General features: G+C 66.7%; 14 protein-coding genes. 8 read left to right on the forward strand and 6 right to left on the reverse strand.

Annotated features, from left to right (window positions below; translation table 11 throughout):
- Positions 1–192 precede the first annotated feature (192 nt).
- The gene (locus DKG75_RS07850; RefSeq protein WP_109920532.1) at positions 193–1,806 is read left to right on the forward strand and encodes an FMN-binding glutamate synthase family protein; all 1,614 of its coding nucleotides are present in this window, start codon (positions 193–195) and stop codon (positions 1,804–1,806) included.
- Between the two features lie 4 nt (positions 1,807–1,810).
- On the opposite strand, the gene DKG75_RS07855 is transcribed toward DKG75_RS07850, so the two are convergent.
- The 4 genes from DKG75_RS07855 to DKG75_RS07870 form a co-directional block, all read right to left on the reverse strand.
- Positions 1,811–2,557 carry an SDR family oxidoreductase gene (locus DKG75_RS07855; RefSeq protein ID WP_109920533.1) on the reverse strand — a complete coding sequence of 249 codons (747 nt, stop codon included), beginning with the start codon at positions 2,555–2,557 and terminating at the stop codon, positions 1,811–1,813.
- 12 nt (positions 2,558–2,569) lie between these two features.
- Positions 2,570–2,866: a type II toxin-antitoxin system RelE/ParE family toxin gene (locus DKG75_RS07860; protein ID WP_109920534.1), complete on the reverse strand. Its 297-nt coding sequence runs from the start codon at positions 2,864–2,866 to the stop codon at positions 2,570–2,572.
- Positions 2,859–3,137, reverse strand: coding sequence for a type II toxin-antitoxin system ParD family antitoxin (locus DKG75_RS07865; RefSeq protein ID WP_109920535.1), 279 nt, complete (start codon positions 3,135–3,137; stop codon positions 2,859–2,861). The genes DKG75_RS07860 and DKG75_RS07865 overlap by 8 nt, the downstream gene beginning before the upstream one ends.
- Positions 3,138–3,230: 93 nt before the next feature.
- Positions 3,231–4,214: a malate dehydrogenase gene (locus DKG75_RS07870; protein ID WP_109920536.1), complete on the reverse strand. Its 984-nt coding sequence runs from the start codon at positions 4,212–4,214 to the stop codon at positions 3,231–3,233.
- A 204-nt stretch (positions 4,215–4,418) separates the two neighbouring features.
- On the opposite strand from DKG75_RS07870, the gene DKG75_RS07875 reads away from it, so the two are divergent.
- Positions 4,419–5,123, forward strand: coding sequence for a CoA transferase subunit A (locus tag DKG75_RS07875; RefSeq protein ID WP_109920537.1), 705 nt, complete (start codon positions 4,419–4,421; stop codon positions 5,121–5,123).
- 11 nt (positions 5,124–5,134) lie between these two features.
- A complete protein-coding gene (locus DKG75_RS07880) occupies positions 5,135–5,776 on the forward strand; it encodes a 3-oxoacid CoA-transferase subunit B (RefSeq protein WP_109920538.1) in 642 nt (213 codons plus the stop codon).
- Positions 5,777–5,817: 41 nt separating this feature from the next.
- On the opposite strand, the gene serB is transcribed toward DKG75_RS07880, so the two are convergent.
- A complete protein-coding gene (gene serB, locus DKG75_RS07885) occupies positions 5,818–6,717 on the reverse strand; it encodes a phosphoserine phosphatase SerB (protein ID WP_109920539.1) in 900 nt (299 codons plus the stop codon).
- A gap of 28 nt (positions 6,718–6,745) precedes the next feature.
- Here serB and miaA point away from each other — a divergent pair, with 28 nt between their 5' ends.
- The 5 genes from miaA (at position 6,746) to DKG75_RS07910 (ending at position 11,903) form a co-directional block, all read left to right on the forward strand.
- Positions 6,746–7,690, forward strand: coding sequence for a tRNA (adenosine(37)-N6)-dimethylallyltransferase MiaA (miaA, locus tag DKG75_RS07890; protein ID WP_109920540.1), 945 nt, complete (start codon positions 6,746–6,748; stop codon positions 7,688–7,690).
- 97 nt (positions 7,691–7,787) lie between these two features.
- Positions 7,788–9,548: an acetolactate synthase 3 large subunit gene (locus tag DKG75_RS07895; RefSeq protein WP_109920541.1), complete on the forward strand. Its 1,761-nt coding sequence runs from the start codon at positions 7,788–7,790 to the stop codon at positions 9,546–9,548.
- 118 nt (positions 9,549–9,666) lie between these two features.
- Complete coding sequence (ilvN, locus tag DKG75_RS07900; RefSeq protein WP_243746483.1) at positions 9,667–10,170, forward strand: acetolactate synthase small subunit; 504 nt, start codon at positions 9,667–9,669, stop codon at positions 10,168–10,170.
- Positions 10,171–10,199: 29 nt separating this feature from the next.
- Positions 10,200–11,219 carry a ketol-acid reductoisomerase gene (gene ilvC, locus DKG75_RS07905; protein WP_109920542.1) on the forward strand — a complete coding sequence of 340 codons (1,020 nt, stop codon included), beginning with the start codon at positions 10,200–10,202 and terminating at the stop codon, positions 11,217–11,219.
- 144 nt (positions 11,220–11,363) lie between these two features.
- Positions 11,364–11,903: a papain-like cysteine protease family protein gene (locus DKG75_RS07910; protein WP_109920543.1), complete on the forward strand. Its 540-nt coding sequence runs from the start codon at positions 11,364–11,366 to the stop codon at positions 11,901–11,903.
- A 57-nt stretch (positions 11,904–11,960) separates the two neighbouring features.
- Here the strand turns inward: DKG75_RS07910 and DKG75_RS07915 are convergent, their stop codons facing one another.
- The gene (locus DKG75_RS07915; protein ID WP_109920544.1) at positions 11,961–14,294 is read right to left on the reverse strand and encodes a TonB-dependent receptor; all 2,334 of its coding nucleotides are present in this window, start codon (positions 14,292–14,294) and stop codon (positions 11,961–11,963) included.
- Positions 14,295–14,460 lie beyond the last annotated feature (166 nt).

Below are 14,460 nucleotides of genomic sequence, written 5' to 3' on the forward strand. Positions count from 1 at the left end.
AGGCGAAACGGAAACCGCTTCGCCATGCCGGCAAGCGCAGGATCAAAGGGTTGGGGCCTGTCCGGGGGGACCGTTATTGTCATCATGCCGCCCCGGGCGGCGGGCATGATCCGGGCGCGGCGCGATCGGCGGCGCTTTTCATCCGGTGGCCGTTGTGATCCCATACGGCCGGGGATTCGAGGAAGAATAAGCATGCAGGTCAAGACCTTAGGCCGCTATGGCGTGTTTGCGGCCTGTATCGCCCTCGCCGTCCTGCCGCTGCCCTTCCTGGGCGTGGCGCCCGGGCTGTGGCCGGTGGTGGTGATCGCCGCGGGCCTGTCCCTGCTCGGCCTGCACGATCTCCGCCAGGAACGCCATGCGGTGCGGCGCAATTACCCGGTGATCGGCCATGTCCGCTATATGGCGGAGGCGATCCGGCCCGAGATCCGCCAGTATCTGCTCGAGGACGATGACGATAAGGTGCCCTTCTCGCGGGCGCAGCGCAGCCTCGTCTATGCCCGGGCGAAGAACGAGGGCGGGGAGAAGGCCTTCGGTACCCTGGTCGACGTCTATGGCGCCGGTTATGAATTCATCAGCCATTCGGCGCTGCCGGCCGCGGCCGCCGATCCCGCCGGCTTTCGCGTCGCGATCGGCGGGCCCCAGTGCCGGAAGCCCTATTCGGCCTCGATCTTCAATATTTCCGCCATGAGCTTCGGCTCGCTGTCCGCCAATGCCATCCGCGCCCTGAACAAGGGGGCGGCCAAGGGCCGTTTCGCCCATGACACGGGCGAGGGCAGCATCAGCCCCTATCACCGGGAAGGCGGCGGCGACCTGATCTGGGAACTGGGCAGCGGCTATTTCGGCTGCCGCACCGACGACGGCCTGTTCGATCCGGAAAAATTCGCCGCCCAGGCCGCCGGCGACCAGGTGAAGATGATCGAGATCAAGCTGAGCCAGGGGGCGAAGCCCGGCCACGGCGGCATCCTGCCCGCCCATAAGATCAGCGCCGAGATCGCCGCCACCCGGGGCGTGCCCATGGGCCGCGACTGCGTTTCGCCCGCCCGCCATTCGGCCTTCTCGACCCCGATCGAACTGATGCGCTTCATCGAGCGGCTGCGCGACCTTTCGGGCGGCAAGCCGGTCGGCTTCAAGCTCTGCGTCGGCCACCCCTGGGAATTCATGGGGATGGTCAAGGCCATGCTGGAGACCGGGATCCTGCCCGACTTCATCGTCGTCGACGGCAAGGAGGGCGGCACCGGGGCGGCCCCGGTCGAATTCACCGATCACCTGGGCGTGCCGCTGCGCGAGGGCCTGCTGTTCGTGCACAATACGCTGATCGGCGCGGGCCTTCGCGACAAGATCCGCATCGGCGCCGCGGGCCGCGTCGTTTCCGCCTTCGATATCGCCAGCCTGCTCGCCCTCGGCGCCGACTGGGCGAATGCGGCGCGCGGCTTCATGTTCGCGATCGGCTGCATCCAGTCCCAATCCTGCCACACCAACCGCTGCCCGACCGGCGTCGCCACCCAGGACCCCTTGCGCCAGAAAGCCCTTGTGGTGCCGGACAAGGCGGAACGGGTGTTCAGCTTCCACCGCAACACGATGAAGGCCCTGGCCGAAATGCTGGCGGCGGCCGGCCTCGACCATCCCTCGAAACTCGGGCCGCACCATCTGGCCAAGCGGGTCAATGCGACCGAGATCCGCCTGTTCTCTCAGATCCATTACGCGCTTCGCCCCGGCGCCCTGATCGAGGGCGGGGTCAGTTCCAGCTTCTATGCCGACAGCTGGAAGATGGCGAGCGCCGACAGTTTCGACGCCCAGCCGGTCTGATCCCTCAGCCGCGCCCGACGAAAGGCATGGCGGCGGCGGCGATGGTCAGGAAGGAAATATCGGCCTCCGGCGGCTGATGGGCCATGAAGACCACGGCTTCCGCCGCCCGGGCGACATCCATCAGGGGTTCCGGCCTGATGGTGCCGTCGGCCTGGGGCATGCCCACCGCCATCTGCCCGGTCATGCCGGTCGCGGCATTGCCGATGTCGATCTGGCCGCAGGTGATGCCGAAGGGGCGCCCGTCGAGGGAGATCGATTTGGTCAGGCCGGTGATCGCATGTTTCGTCGCCGTATAGGCGGCGGAAAAGGGCCTTGGATGATGGGCCGAGATCGAGCCGTTGTTGATGATGCGCCCGCCCTGGGGGTCTTGCGCCTTCATGCGCCGGAAGGCTTCGGCGGCGGCAAGGAAGGAACCGGTCAGGTTCACCTCGACCAGATGGCGCCAGGCGGCGGGATCGATCAGATCGACGCTGCCGCCCGCCCCGAAGGCGCCGGCATTGTTGAAGAGAACGTCGACCCGCCCGAAAGCCCGCACCGCCGCCTCGAACAGGCCGGCGACCGCCGCCGCGTCGGTCACATCGGCGGGCACCGCCAGGCCAAGGGCGGGATCGGCCAGCAGGGCCCGGGTCTCCTCCAGCGCCTCGGCCCGTCGCCCGGCCAGCACCACCCGGTCGCCCCGGGCGGCGAAGGCCAGCGCGGCCGCCCGGCCGATGCCGGAGCCCGCCCCGGTGATGACGACGATCTTGCTCATGGCGGGGTCCTTTCAGGAGCGGACGGTGCGGGCATCGATCCGGCGCCGTCCGTGCAGCACGCGCAGAATGTCGATATGGCCGTCGTCGACAAGGTAGAGGGTGATATAGGCGCCGGTCACCAGGTGGCGCAGGCCGGGCATTATATCGTCCCGCGCGACGCCCAGCCTCGGGTGCCGGGTCAATTGCGCCCATCGCCGTTCGAGCGCATCGAGCAGGCGGTCTGCGGCCTCCGGTTTATCCGTGGCGATATAGGTCCAGATGTCGATCAGGTCTTCCGCCGCACGCTGGCGGAGGGTGACTTTACGCACCCTTTATCCGCTCGGCGGCGCGGCGACGGGCTTCTGCCTTGATGTCGGCCATGGTGCCCAGGGTGTTCGGTCCGCTGTCCCGGCCCTCTTCCGCGAGGGCGCGCAGTTCCTCGACGGTAAGGCCGGGCAACGCCCGCCGTTCCTGCCATTCGCGAACGGCTTCGCGGATCACCTCGCTGGTCGAGGCATATTCGCCGGATCGCACCGCCTGCCGGACCGATCCCGCCATTTCCGGGGTCAGGGCAATGGTCAGCTTTTCCACCTGGGCCATGGCGCCACTCCTGTCTCCCGCCCATGGTACGCAGGTCGGGGGGCCAGATACAACAAGGGCCGGAGGTTCGCTCCGGCCCTTGAAAATCGCTGCTTACTTCAGCAGGTCGGCGACGCCTTCGGCTTCCGAGAGCAGTTCGTCGAGGGTGATCTTGAAGCGTTCCTTCGAGAATTCATCCAGCTCGATGCCCTTCACGACCGTGTATTCGCCGTTCTCGCAGGTCGCCGGCACGCCGAAGATGATGCCTTCCGGCACGCCATAGGAACCGTCCGACGGCACGCCCATGGAGACCCAGCCGCCGTTGGTGCCGAGCACCCAGTCGCGGACGTGATCGATGGCGGCGTTCGCCGCCGAGGCGGCGGAGGACAGGCCGCGGGCTTCGATGATGGCGGCGCCGCGCTTGCCGACGGTCGGCAGGAAGGTGTCGCGGTTCCAGGCTTCGTCGTTGATCTTCGCCTTGATCGACTCGCCGTTCGCGGTGGTGGCGCGATAGTCGGCATACATGGTCGGGGAATGGTTGCCCCAGACCGCCAGCTTTTCCAGCGACGAGACGGCGACGCCGGCCTTGGCCGCGAGCTGCGACAGGGCGCGGTTGTGGTCCAGGCGCAGCATGGCGGTGAAATTCTTGGCCGGCAGGTCGGGGGCCGACTTCATGGCGATATAGGCATTGGTATTGGCCGGGTTGCCGACCACCAGGACCTTGACGTCGCGCGAAGCCGCCTTGTTCAGGGCCGCACCCTGGACCTTGAAGATGGCGGCATTGGCGGCCAGCAGGTCGGCGCGCTCCATGCCCTTCGAACGCGGGCGGGCGCCGACCAGGATGGCGATGTCGGCATCCTTGAAAGCCACTTCCGGATCGTCGGTGATGACGACGCCGGCCAGCAGCGGGAAGGCGCAGTCGTCGATTTCCATGACGACGCCGTTCACGGCGTTCAGCGCCTGCGGCAGGTCCAGAAGCTGGAGGATGACCGGGGTGTCCTTGCCCAGCAGGTCGCCGTTGGCGATGCGGAACAGCAGGGAATAGGCGATCTGGCCGGCGGCGCCGGTCACCGCTACGCGGACGGGGGTTTTAGCCATCGTGGGGATCTCCAGGACCATGAAAGGAGAGGGCAGCGCCCCCTCGAGAACGAGCCATCAGGCAGCACAACTGGCGCTGTTTCGCAATACTCAATTACCCGATGGGGCAATGACCTTCGCCGCGTTGCGCGAATTTCCTTTGCAGCGCATTCTGTGGGGGGATGGAATCCCCTACGTCAGGCGGATGAACGGGAACCGAATAGAATGAGCAAGAAGGTCTACCCCGACGCGGTAACGGCCCTGGCGGGGCTGTTGCGCGACGACATGGTGATCATGGCCGGGGGCTTCGGCCTCTGCGGCATTCCCGAGACCCTGATCGAGGGCATCAGGCTCTCGGGCGTCAAGGGCCTCACCGTCATCTCCAACAATGCCGGCGTCGACGGCTTCGGCCTCGGCGTCCTCCTCGAGACCAAGGCCATCGCCAAGATGGTCTCCTCCTATGTCGGCGAGAACAAGCTCTTCGCCCAGCAGTATCTCTCCGGCGAACTCCAGCTCGAATTCAACCCCCAGGGCACCCTCGCCGAGCGCATCCGCGCCGGCGGTGCCGGCATCCCCGCCTTCTTCACCAAGACCGGCGTCGGCACCCTGGTCGCCGAGGGCAAGGAACTCCGCCAGTTCAACGGCGAGACCTATGTCATGGAAACCGGCCTCGTCGCCGATCTTTCCATCGTCAAGGCCCATACCGGCGATACCGCCGGCAACCTCGTCTATCGGAAGACCGCCCGAAACTTCAACCCCATGATGGCCACCGCCGGCAAGGTCACCGTCGCCGAGGTCGAGCATCTGGTCGCCCCCGGCACCATCGACCCCGACCACATCCATACCCCCGGCATCTTCGTCCAGCGCATCATCCAGGGCGCCCAATACGAAAAGCGCATCGAACAGCGCACCACCCGCAAGAAAGCCTGAGGAGCCCCGCCATGGCCTGGACCCGCGAACAGATGGCCGCCCGCGCGGCCAAGGAACTGCAGGACGGTTTCTACGTCAACCTCGGCATCGGCATCCCGACCCTCGTCGCCAACTACATCCCCGACGGCGTCCATGTCACCCTGCAGTCCGAGAACGGCATGCTCGGCATGGGGCCCTTCCCCTATGAGGGCGAGGAAGACCCCGACCTGATCAATGCCGGCAAGCAGACCATCACCGAACTGCCCGACAGCAGCTTCTTCTCCTCCTCCGACAGTTTCGGCATGATCCGCGGCGGCCATATCGACCTCTCCGTCCTCGGCGCCATGCAGGTCGCCGCCAACGGCGATCTCGCCAACTGGATGATCCCGGGCAAGATGGTCAAGGGCATGGGCGGCGCCATGGATCTCGTCGCCGGGGTCAAGAAAGTCGTCGTCGTCATGGAACATGTCGCCGGCGGCAAGTCCAAGCTGCTCAAGGCTTGCGACCTGCCCCTCACCGGCACCAGGGTGGTCGATCTCGTCATCACCGATCTCGGCGTCTTCAAGGTCGACAAGACCGGCGGCTCCGGCCTCACCCTCATCGAACTCGCAGACGGCGTCTCCCTCGAGGAAATCACCGGGAAGACCGACGCGGAATTCGATACCGCGCTCTGAAGGCCTTGCCTCTCCCGGCCTGCCGGCCGGGAGAGGTCGATTCAGGCGATGAAGTCGGCCTTGCGGTAGCCCTGGAAATAAAGCAGGGCGGTGAGGTCGCCGACATTGACCCGGGCCCGCGCCGCGGCGGCCACTTTGGGCTTGGCGTGGAAGGCGACGCCGAGGCCGGCGGCTTCGATCATCGGCAGGTCGTTGGCGCCGTCGCCCACCGCCAGGCTCTGCTCCGGCCGCAGGCCGAGGCGGGCGGAGAGGGCGCGCAGCGACTCGAGCTTGGCGCTGGCGCCGACGATCGGTTCCGCCACCGTGCCGGTCAGCGCCCCGCCGGCGACATGCAGGATATTGGCGCGGTTCTCGTGAAAGCCGAGATGGGCCGCCACGCGCGCCGTGAAGAAGGTGAAGCCGCCCGAGACCAGGGCGCAATGGGCGCCGTTCGCGGCCATGGTCTGCACCAGGGCGCGGGCGCCGGGGGTGAAGCGCACCCGTTCGTCGAAACAGGTTTGCAGCACGCCTTCGGACAGGCCCTTGAGGCGGGCGACGCGCTCGCGGAGCGCGGTCTCGAAATCCAGCTCGCCGCGCATGGCGCGTTCGGTGACGGCGGCGATTTCCGCCTTCAGCCCGGCGAAATCCGCCAGTTCGTCGATGCATTCGACCGTGATCATGGTCGAATCCATATCGGCGATCAGGAGTTGCCGGGCCCGCCCCGCCACCGCCTGCGCCAGGCGGTCGACGGCAAGGCCGCTCAGGGCGATATCGGCGATCGCCTCGGCTGCAAGCGGCGCGATGCCGTCGAAGGGCAGGTCCGCCGCCTCGCCCGGGGCCAGCCAGTCGGCTTCTCCGACCGCGGCGCCCGCCTGTTGCAGGGCGAGGGCGAGATCGGCAAGGGCGGCGTCATCGATCGGGCCCTGTGCAGGGTTGCCGATCACGGTCAGGACGTGGTTCATCGGGATCGCATCAATCAGGAGTTCACCGTTGCGCGCCACCGTACTGATCGCCGGCCCGACCGCAAGCGGCAAGTCGGGTCTTGCCCTGGCGCTGGCCCGGCATTTCGGCGGCGTGGTGATCAATGCGGATTCGATGCAGGTCTATGGCCGGCTGCGCATCCTGACCGCGCGCCCCGATGCGGCGGCGGAAGCCGCGGCGCCCCACCGGCTCTACGGCGTGCTGGCGCCGGACGAGGTCTGTTCCGCCGCGCGCTGGGCCTCGATGGCGCGGGCGGAAATTGCCGCCGCCCATGAGGCGGGCCGGCTGGCGGTCGTCGTCGGCGGCACCGGGCTTTATTTCCATGCCCTGACCGAGGGCCTGTCGGACCTGCCCGCGGTCGATCCCGCGGTCCGCCAGGGGCTGGCGGCGGAACTCGCGGCCCTGGGGGCGCCGGCCCTGCATGCGCGGCTGGCCGGCATCGACCCGGCGCTGGCTGCGCGTCTCAAGCCCGGCGATTCCCAGCGCATCCTGCGCGGCCTCGAAATTCATGCCGGCACCGGGCGGCCGTTGTCCTCCTGGCAGGCGGCAACGGCGGGGGACGCGCCGGACATCGGCCTCGTCGCCCGCTATGTGGTGGCACCGCCCCGGCCCCTGCTGCTGCAACGGATCCGACTTCGCCTTGAACAGATGGCGGCGGAAGGTGCTATAGAGGAGGCGCGGGCGGTCGCCGCCCTCGGCCTCGATGCCCTGGCCCCGGCGGCCAAGGCGATCGGGCTGCGGCCCTTCGCCGCCCATGCCGCCGGCGAGATCCCGCTCGCCGCCGCGATCGAGCGGGCCGAGATCGAGACCCGGCAATATGCCAAGCGGCAGATGACCTGGGCGCGCGGGCGCATGGCGGATTGGGATTGGTTGGGCGGCGCGCAAGAAACGGAAAGAATTATCGGTGAAATCGAACGGAAAATTCGGGAACCGGGGTTGACGACGCAATCTTGAACGATTAGGTTGCCGGCTCCGCGCGTTCCCGCGCGGTTTTGCCGTTTATGGGCCGCCCAAGGGGGCGTCGCCCCGCCGAGAAGAAGGTGCAAGTGTCATGGCGCAGAATGTGATGACTGGTGCTGAGATCGTTCTCAAGGCCCTGGTCGATCAGGGCGTAGACACGATTTTCGGCTATCCGGGCGGTGCCGTGCTGCCGATCTACGACGCGCTCTACCAGCAGGAAGATATCAAGCACGTCCTGGTCCGCCAGGAAGGCGGCGCCGCCCATGCGGCGGAAGGCTATGCCCGCTCGACCGGCAAGGTCGGCGTGCTGCTGGTGACCTCCGGCCCCGGCGCCACCAATGCGGTGACCGGCCTGACCGACGCGCTGATGGATTCGATCCCGCTGGTCTGCATCACCGGCCAGGTGCCCACCCACCTGATCGGCAACGACGCCTTCCAGGAGGCGGATACGGTCGGCATCACCCGCCCCTGCACCAAGCACAACTGGCTGGTCAAGGACATCAAGGACCTGGCCCGGGTCCTGCACGAAGCCTTCTATGTCGCGCGCAGCGGCCGCCCGGGCCCGGTCGTCGTCGACCTGCCGAAGGACATCCAGCTGACCACGGGCGTCTATACCCCGCCGGCCAATGTCCAGCACAAGTCCTATCGCCCGCAGCTGAAGGGCGACCTCGCCAAGATCCGCCAGGCGGTCGACATGATCGCGGCGGCGGAAAAGCCGGTGTTCTATACCGGCGGCGGCGTCATCAATTCGGGGCCCCAGGCGTCGCAATTGCTGCGCGAACTGGTGCGCCTGACCGGGTTCCCCATCACCTCGACCCTGATGGGCCTCGGCGCCTATCCCGCCTCGGACAAGCAGTGGCTGGGCATGCTCGGCATGCACGGCACCTACGAGGCGAACCACACGATGCACGACTGTGACCTGATGATCTGCGTCGGCGCCCGTTTCGACGATCGCATCACCGGCCGCGTGAACGCCTTCTCGCCGAACTCGAAGAAGATCCACATCGACATCGATCCCTCGTCGATCAACAAGAACGTGCGCGTGGACCTGCCGATCATCGGCGACTGCGGCCATGTCCTCGAAGACATGATCAAGGTCTGGAAGTCGAAGCAGCTGCGCCCCAACCGCACCGCGCTGGAAGCCTGGTGGAAGCAGATCGACGACTGGCGCGCCCGCGACTGCCTGCGCTACAAGCCGTCGAACGACATCATCAAGCCGCAATATGCGATCCAGCGCCTGCATGCCCTGACCAAGGGGCCGAACACCTATATCACCACGGAAGTGGGCCAGCATCAGATGTGGGCGGCCCAGTTCATCGGCTTCGAGGAGCCGAACCGCTGGCTCACCTCGGGCGGGCTCGGCACCATGGGCTACGGCCTGCCGGCGGCGATCGGCGTGCAGATGGCGCATCCGGACGCCCTGGTCGTCGATGTCGCGGGCGAAGCCTCGATCATGATGAACATCCAGGAAGTCTCGACCGCCATCCAGTACCGGCTGCCGGTGAAGATCTTCATCCTGAACAACCAGTACATGGGCATGGTGCGCCAGTGGCAGGAACTGCTGCACGGCAACCGCTATTCCGAGAGCTACATGCATGCTCTGCCGGACTTCGTGAAGCTGGCGGAAGCCTTCGGCGCCGTCGGGCTCCGCTGCCACAAGCCCGACGAACTGGACGACACGATCAAGGAAATGGTCGCGGTCAAGCGCCCGGTGATCGTCGATTGCCGGGTCGACCAGAAGGAGAACTGCTTCCCCATGGTGCCCTCGGGCGCGGCCCACAACGAGATGATCCTCGGCCCCGAGGACGACACCCACCGCGACATCTCGGCCGAGGGTATGGCGCTGGTATAAGCGCCCCTTGACGCCGCGCGCCCCGGCCTTCCGCCGGGGGGCGACGCGCGGCGCAAAAATTTCCCAACCGACGATTTTCGAGCTATAAGCCCCGCCAACCGGGGACAACGAGGGCGAAGTGGAACCGATCCGCAGCCATACCATTGCCGTTCTGGTCGACAACGAGGCGGGCGTGCTTGCCCGCGTCATCGGCCTTTTTTCCGGCCGGGGCTATAATATCGACAGCCTGACCGTGGCCAAGGTCGAGGATTCCCGCAATCTGTCGCGCATCACCGTGGTCACCTCGGGCACCGAAATGGTGATCGAGCAGATCAAGGCCCAGCTCGACCGCCTGGTGCCGGTGCACAAGGTGTCCGACCTCACCATCGAGGGCCCGTCGCTGGAACGCGAACTGGCCCTGATCAAGGTGGTCTCGACCGGCGAGAAGCGGGTCGAGGCGCTGCGCCTCGCCGATGCCTTCCGTGCCCGCGTGCTGGACAGCACGCCCCAGTCCTTCGTCTTCGAACTGACCGGTAACACTTCGAAGATCGATGCCTTCATCGAACTCATGCGGGGGCTCGGGCTTGCCGAGCTGTCCCGCACCGGCGTCGTCGCGATCCAGCGCGGCACCGGCGCCCTCTGATACTCAAGACAAGAACAAGGACCAGACCCATGCGCGTCTATTACGATCGCGATGCCGACGTTAACCTGATCAAGGGCAAGAAGGTCCTGATCGTCGGCTACGGCAGCCAGGGCCATGCCCATGCCCTGAACCTCCGCGACTCGGGCGTGAAGGATATCGCCGTGGCGCTGCGCGCCGGCTCGGCCACCGCCAGGAAGGCGGAGGGCGAGGGCCTGAAGGTCTATACCCCGGCGGAAGGTGCGGCCTGGGCCGACGTGGTGATGATCCTCACCCCCGACGAACTGCAGGCGAAGCTCTACAAGGACGATCTCGAAGCCAATCTCCGCCAGGGCGCGGCGCTGGTCTTCGCCCATGGCCTCAACATCCACTTCAAGCTGATCGAGGCCCGTCCCGACCTCGACGTCTTCATGATCGCGCCGAAGGGCCCCGGCCACACCGTGCGCTCGGAATTCGTCAAGGGCGGCGGCGTGCCCTGCCTGGTCGCCGTGCACCAGAACGCCTCGGGCAATGCGCTCGAGATCGCCCTGTCCTATGCCTCCGCCGTCGGCGGTGGCCGTTCGGGCATCATCGAGACCAGCTTCAAGGAAGAATGCGAGACCGACCTCTTCGGCGAGCAGGCCGTGCTCTGCGGCGGCCTCACCGCCCTGATCAAGGCCGGGTTCGAGACCCTGGTCGAAGCCGGCTATGCCCCGGAAATGGCCTATTTCGAATGCCTGCATGAAGTGAAGCTGATCGTCGACCTGATCTACGAAGGCGGCATCGCCAACATGCGCTATTCGATCTCGAACACCGCGGAATATGGCGACTATGTCACCGGCCCGCGCATCGTGACCGACGAGACCAAGAAGGAAATGAAGCGCGTGCTGGACGATATCCAGTCGGGCCGCTTCACCCGCGACTGGATGCTGGAAAACCAGGCCGGCACCCCGTCCTTCAAGGCCACCCGTTCGATCCAGGCCCAGCACCCGATCGAGGACGTGGGCGAGAAGCTGCGCGCCATGATGCCCTGGATCGCGAAGAACAAGCTGGTCGACAAGGCCCGCAACTGACCGGGCGCAAGCTCGGGCGAAAGGGGCCGCCGGCGCGATCCGGCGGCCCTTTTTCGTTTTCCTTGCCTTCCCTGTGACGGCGGTCGCAGTACGCCGGCGGGCAGGGGCTAGAGTGGCCCGCGCCTTCTCGCAGCGGGGACCATCATGGCCGTCATCGAATACCGCGTGCCCAGCTTCAACATGTATGCCCTGCCGCAGGACAGCCAGGTGACCTGCTGGGCCGCCTGCGCCGCCTCGGCCCGCGCCTGCAAGGAACGCCGGGCCTATACCGAGGAAACCGCGCTGCCCGAGCAGTACCGGGCGTGGTACAGCCAGCCCCGGGCGCTGCGCTTCGACGATATCTCGGCCGTCTACCGGACCATGGGCATGCAGGCGGGGCGGATCGACCTGTCGTCGCGGCCGGCGCTGGCGACCTTCATCCGGGCCCATGCGCCGGTCATCGTCGGCAGCGCCATCGTGAATGACCAGGGGCAGCACGTCTCCTATCACGTGCGCCTGATCAACGGCTATTGGGGCGATCCGGAGGCGAGCAACGAGGATGCCTTCCAGGTCCGCATCTACGATCCCTGGCCGCCCCAGGGCTTCGGCTTCGAGACCAATTTCCTGTTCAGCCATTTCCGCTACCAGATGACCATGCGCTCCGGCCGCGTGCCCGAGAACATCGGCCGCATCTGGTATTTCTAAGACGGCGGCGGCGCCGGAATCGCTTCCGGCGCCGCCTTCAAGCAGGTTCCGAGGGGATCAGAACTCGTAGTCGACCGTCAGGGTCACCTGGCGGCCGTCGCCCTTGTAGACGAAGGCGCCCGAGCGATAGGCGGCGAGGTAGTAATCCTCGTCGAACAGGTTGTTCACATTCAGCCGGGCATTGAAGTTCCGGTTGATGCGATAGGTCGCGAAGAGATCGTAGACGGTGTAATCCGGCACGACCCGGGCGTTGACCGCCGCCGTATCCGGCTGGCCGACCGAACGCTCGCCCTCGTATTTCACCGCGCCGCCGACGGCCAGGGCATCGGTCACATGGTAGCGGAGTTGGGCCGAGGCCGAGACGTCGGCGAAATTGGCCAGGCCCCAGCCGACATTGGCGGCGGTCGCCGACTTGGTGACTTCCGAGCGCATGATGGCGATACCGGCCTGGGCTTCGAGGCCCGGCAGGATCTCGCCGGTCAGGCCGAGCTCGACGCCGCGGACTTCATTCTCGCCGGTGTTGAAGGTGCCGAGCGAGGCGTAGTCGGCGCCTTCCATGACGTCGGTCTTCCTGACCTGGAAGGCCGCGGCGGTCAGCAGCAGCTTTTCATCGAAAATGTTCCACTTGGTGCCGATTTCGATGACGGTGGAACGTTCCGGCTTGGCGCCGCCGATCGAACCGTTGAACGTCACCGTGCCGCCGTAGCCGCTGCTGGTGCCGACGTCCGATTCGCCGCCGTTGATGTCTGCGGCGGTGCCCACCGTCGCATAGACGATGCCGCCGGGGGCAACGTCATAGGTAACACCGAGGAAGCCGTTCCAGAGCGTGTCCTCGACGCTGCCGTAATCGGTAACGGCACCAGTGCCGTTGTTGCGGGTCTTCAGGTTGTAGTCGTAGCGGTCGACGCGGCCGCCGAGGAAGACGGACAGGTCGTCGGTGACGTCGATCGTGTCCATCAGCGAGATGCCGATGGTCTTCACGCCCCAGTCGCTGTCCCAGCCGCTGCGGTCGACCCGGCGGCCGAGCAGCGAGTTCAGGTTGCCGACATAGCTGCCGTCCGGGTTGTTGGCGCAATGGGCGTTCAGCGCGCCGGCACCGGCGGTGCTGCGGCAGTTGAACGCGCCGGTATTGGTCGAAGTGTAGACGCCGTTGATCACCGAGTGGTCGGTATATTCGATGCTGACGACGAACTGGTTGGTCAGGCCGGCCAGCTTGGTGTCGTAGAACAGGTTGGTCTGGTTGGCGAAATAGGCCACTTCCTGCCAGCCGTTGTGGAAGCTGAGCGAGCGCGACTGGAAGGGGGTGCCCGCCGCCGTGTAACGGGTGGCGGCATTGGCGCCCATGCCGGTGACGGCATAGTCGTTGTCCGACGTGCCGTGGCGGGTGAGGTTGGTCAGGCGCAGCGATTCGTTGAAGCGGTAACGCGCCCGCAGCGTCATCGTGTCGACGTCGGAAGTCTGGAAGTCGCCGTCCTGGGCATAGGCCGGCGGCAGCACGACATTGCCGCTGGAAACCAGCAGGCCGCCCAGGTCCGGGTTTTCGTCGGCGCGCAGGCCGTAATAGTCGACGGTGATGTCGAAATCGTCGGTGAAGGCGAGGAAGCCGGACAGCGCCAGGCCGTAACGCTCGCGTTCCGCCGGATCGCGGTCGGGCACGCCCTCATAGGCATAGAGGACGTTGGCGCGGATGGCGAAGCCTTCGCCGAAGGTCTGGTTGGCGTCGACGGTCACGCGGGTGTGGTCGTCGGTGCCATAGGCGGTCGAGATCGTGGCGAAGTTGAAGGCGGGGTTCGCCTGCTTGGTCACCGCGTTGATCTGGCCGCCGGCGGAACCGCGGCCGGCGAAGGTCGAATCCGGACCCTTGGAGATTTCCAGCTGTTCGATCGCGAAACTCTCGCGCGTGGTCATGCCGGGGTCGCGCAGGCCGTCGACGAAGACGTCGGAACGGGCTTCCTGGCCGCGGATGATGTAGCGGTCGCCGAAGGCATTGCCGTTCTCGCCGGTGCCGACGGTGATGCCGGGCTGGGCGTCCAGGATGTCGCGGAGGTCGGTGTAACCCGATTCGGCGATCGCTTCCTTGGTGATGACCTCGATGGTCTTCGGCGTCTCCGCCAGCGGCCGGACCAGGCGCTCGTCGCCCGAGGTGCGGGCCTTGTAGGGCACGCCCGGCTGCGCGTTCGGGTTCGGCTCGCCCTGGACGTCGACCGTCGGCAGGGTTTCGGTCTCGGTTTCGGCCGGGGTCGCCGCCTGCTGGCCGAGCGCCAGGGCAGGGGCGAACATCAGGGCGGAGACGCCGAGCGCAAGGCCGGCCTTCAGGTTCGGGGTGCGCGCCTGTGCGGTTTCGAGCCGCAGGCTTGCGGGCTTCCTGGTGTTACGGGTGGCGTTGGTCATCTGTCCCTCAACAGCGTTGGTCCTATCGAGGCGCAAAGCCATGCCGTCGCCGGAAACCGTTCGGTTCCGGCGTCTTCAGGGCCCCCGCCCTCAGCCTCGGGGCACCCTGTCATCGGCAATGTTTCGACAGCCCGCCGGCTCCCCCGCCGGGCGGGCAACGGAACCC

The organism is Zavarzinia compransoris (genome assembly GCF_003173055.1).
GTDB classification, from domain to species: Bacteria; Pseudomonadota; Alphaproteobacteria; order Zavarziniales; family Zavarziniaceae; genus Zavarzinia; species Zavarzinia compransoris.

Bases quoted from the DNA above. Each gene is read 5' to 3' on its own strand.
- DKG75_RS07910 (WP_109920543.1), top strand. From the start codon at position 11,364: ATGGCCGTCATCGAATACCGCGTGCCCAGCTTCAACATGTATGCCCTG.
- DKG75_RS07850 (WP_109920532.1), top strand. From the start codon at position 193: ATGCAGGTCAAGACCTTAGGCCGCTATGGCGTGTTTGCGGCCTGTATC.
- DKG75_RS07895 (WP_109920541.1), top strand. From the start codon at position 7,788: ATGGCGCAGAATGTGATGACTGGTGCTGAGATCGTTCTCAAGGCCCTG.
- serB (WP_109920539.1), bottom strand. From the start codon at position 6,717: ATGAACCACGTCCTGACCGTGATCGGCAACCCTGCACAGGGCCCGATC.
- DKG75_RS07870 (WP_109920536.1), bottom strand. From the start codon at position 4,214: ATGGCTAAAACCCCCGTCCGCGTAGCGGTGACCGGCGCCGCCGGCCAG.
- DKG75_RS07855 (WP_109920533.1), bottom strand. From the start codon at position 2,557: ATGAGCAAGATCGTCGTCATCACCGGGGCGGGCTCCGGCATCGGCCGG.
- DKG75_RS07875 (WP_109920537.1), top strand. From the start codon at position 4,419: ATGAGCAAGAAGGTCTACCCCGACGCGGTAACGGCCCTGGCGGGGCTG.
- DKG75_RS07880 (WP_109920538.1), top strand. From the start codon at position 5,135: ATGGCCTGGACCCGCGAACAGATGGCCGCCCGCGCGGCCAAGGAACTG.
- DKG75_RS07865 (WP_109920535.1), bottom strand. From the start codon at position 3,137: ATGGCCCAGGTGGAAAAGCTGACCATTGCCCTGACCCCGGAAATGGCG.
- DKG75_RS07915 (WP_109920544.1), bottom strand. From the start codon at position 14,294: ATGACCAACGCCACCCGTAACACCAGGAAGCCCGCAAGCCTGCGGCTC.
- ilvC (WP_109920542.1), top strand. From the start codon at position 10,200: ATGCGCGTCTATTACGATCGCGATGCCGACGTTAACCTGATCAAGGGC.